The following is a 2617-nucleotide window of genomic DNA, read 5'->3' as shown; positions in this document are numbered from 1 at the left end:
ATCGGCATAATCCAACATTTTATTGACAAAAGATAAGCGATCCGACTGGGTCTTCAGCCTGTCAAAAATTTCCTCCGAACCCGTAACACCAAAGACGGTCTCTGCCCAATCTTTTATGACTTCAGGATCTGTGAAATCCAGCGTCGGAACCTCTTCCGCGACCGGCAATGTGATACGCATTGCGTAGGATTCTTTCTGCTGCTCTTCTGCGCGCCTGACCATGGCACCCAGAATATCCAGCGTTGCCCGAACATGGGCTCTGTTATCCATCAAATCTCCCAGCAGGCCGTCATACGTTTCCATACCATTGTCATCCGTTCCAATGGCCTTGCCGAGACGATCCACGATAGCCCCATACATTGTCGCAAGATCCTGCGTTGCCTTGATCAACAATTTGATACGTAAAGCCCAGTACAGGTAAGTTTGCATTTCTTCGGCGATAATGGAGGCTTTTTTTATGCCATTACCGAACAAACCTTTCCTGGTCTCAGCCAGACGTTCCGCAGCGCCGTTAAAACCGTTTTCTCCCAATAACGCATCGAGGACCTCGGTATACTGCCTGACCAAGCTGCCTAATTTGCCAATGATGCCTGTTTGTGGGTTCTGTAGGCGTCCCTGGATAGCTTTGATGAGTTCGACCACATAATCCAGACCGCCACGCTTTCGATCATCAAGGCGTGCATATAGCTCTGCGCAAAGCTGTGCCCAGGTTTTTTCCAGAACCTTGCTCCTGTTGGCTTCTATTTCTCTCCAACGCTTGCCGGAATCCTTGTCGCCCGAGGCAATTTCCACTTCGTGCATAATTTCTTTCCGAGCGGTCTGGATATTGATTTTTTTGGTTTCCGGATCATCATGAGCCAGGAGATTGCTGAATTTTTCCTGAACATAATCCAGCAGATTATGATCCAGGGCATTATTGTCTCCAAGGATCTCTTTCACCAACTTATAAATAATCAGACTGCCGCCACAGGGCGCATTATTGACAATTTCCTGCGCACTTGAAGGTATTTTTTCCTCCTGCAGCGCTTCCTCAAAGTCCTGATCCGCATCCGTATCAGCTTTCAACGCCCCGTCTTTGAAAAACGCTTCTGTTTCCTTGACACTGGGGCTGCAATCCTGGGGATTATCCATGATCTGGAAGAGCGCGCGAACCCGGTCTTGACTCTCTCTCAGGTGACGGGCAAAACGCTCCATATTTTGCGGAGATTCCAGTGTGCATTGGCCGATGGTACTGTATGAGCGCGGGTACATTTCCTTCGCACCCTCTGTATCCTCACCCAGCGATTGTACCAAGGGCAAAGCACGGTGCCGCTTTTGATTCACGTCAATCGAGCGTTTGGCGTCAGCGAAGTCACCGGGCATAAAATCTTCAAATAAAATATCAGCGATCATGTGATAAACATCGCGGACATTATTGGTGACCACATCCGCCATGTTTTTGGTATCTACCAGAAACATGGAATCAAAAGGCCGCGCTTCAGCACCCGGGAGAATATCTTCATGTTCAGGTCCCCAACCATACTGCGGATGCACATAGCGGACCGAATTACTCATACAGGCATCGAGTTCCATCAACGCGGCGTAGCTATTGGCCTCGGTCGCCTGTTGATTGGCGCCGCTGTAACCCGAGGGCAGGAACAGAATCAGATCCACTGGACCGGTTGGACTCACATTTAAGGCCTTTGCCAGAAAGCCCATATCCAGAAAAGATCCAGAACCTGTACCACCGGCACCCGAACCGATGATGACCACCCGCCGATCCGCACCCGTCTCCAGTCCCAGGCGCGTAAGGGCTTGCTGATGAGATACTCCGGCCTGAAGCTGACGTAAATGTCCTTCCACTGCTGTACGAATCTGCGTGAACTTGTCGTAAAAATACAATCGGGATATGGCCCGGATTTGCCCGGCACCGGTACTGGTATCTATCTGCAAGTCTCGCAAACGATCTGATGGATACCAGTTCTTGATATGCGGGAAGTATTCCATACGGTTACCTTTCTGGTAACCCTCAAAATCGAGATTATCGACGATTCTCTCGCTCTGCAGCAATTTGACGGCGTTGCTCAGTGGATCGGCATCCGAACTCTGCTCAGTACCGGACATGGCTCTTTGATCTAAATCAATGTGCAAAAAACGAGCGGCTGGAAATTCACTGACCGTATCCAGACGCACACGATTTTTTCCCCAGAACTCAGACACCATACGCCGCCGAAGACGCATAATGACCTCGGCACCCGTGCCACCCAGACCGACAAACAGTGTAGGTTTGACGCGTTTGGATTCTGCATCGGTAACGTTACTTTGTGAGGTATTTTTCTGTTCCATGTGTTATCTCCGCGCCGAGATGACCAGCAGGATCAAAAAGACGATGGCCAGCACCGCCAAAGGGATGCTCAACTGTAGCAGACTCAACAGGCCGGCATCGAAAATCCCCACAACCGCTATCACTGCCAAATCAAACAACAAAAAGAACAGCCAGATAGAGGCGGTGTTTGCGCTGCTGGGTTTATGTTTCTTTTTTACCAGATGATTGCTGAATTGTTGGGCGGCAAGAAAAAAAAGAATTGCCAAAACCAGCAAAACAACGCCACCAAAGATGTAGCTTTTGGTACTGGGC

The 2617-nt window shown here is 49.6% G+C and carries 2 protein-coding genes; both read right to left on the bottom strand.

Annotated elements, in window-relative coordinates:
* On the bottom strand, positions 1-2325 hold a 2325-nt coding region (locus AC2VLY_RS04845), incomplete at its 3' end, for a tubulin-like doman-containing protein (protein ID WP_486921854.1).
* Between the two features lie 3 nt (positions 2326-2328).
* On the bottom strand, positions 2329-2617 hold a 289-nt coding region (locus tag AC2VLY_RS04840), incomplete at its 5' end, for a hypothetical protein (RefSeq protein WP_486892925.1).

The organism is Acidithiobacillus sp. TH-A36, assembly GCF_057473445.1.
This window is presented reverse-complemented; position numbering and strand designations above follow the sequence as displayed.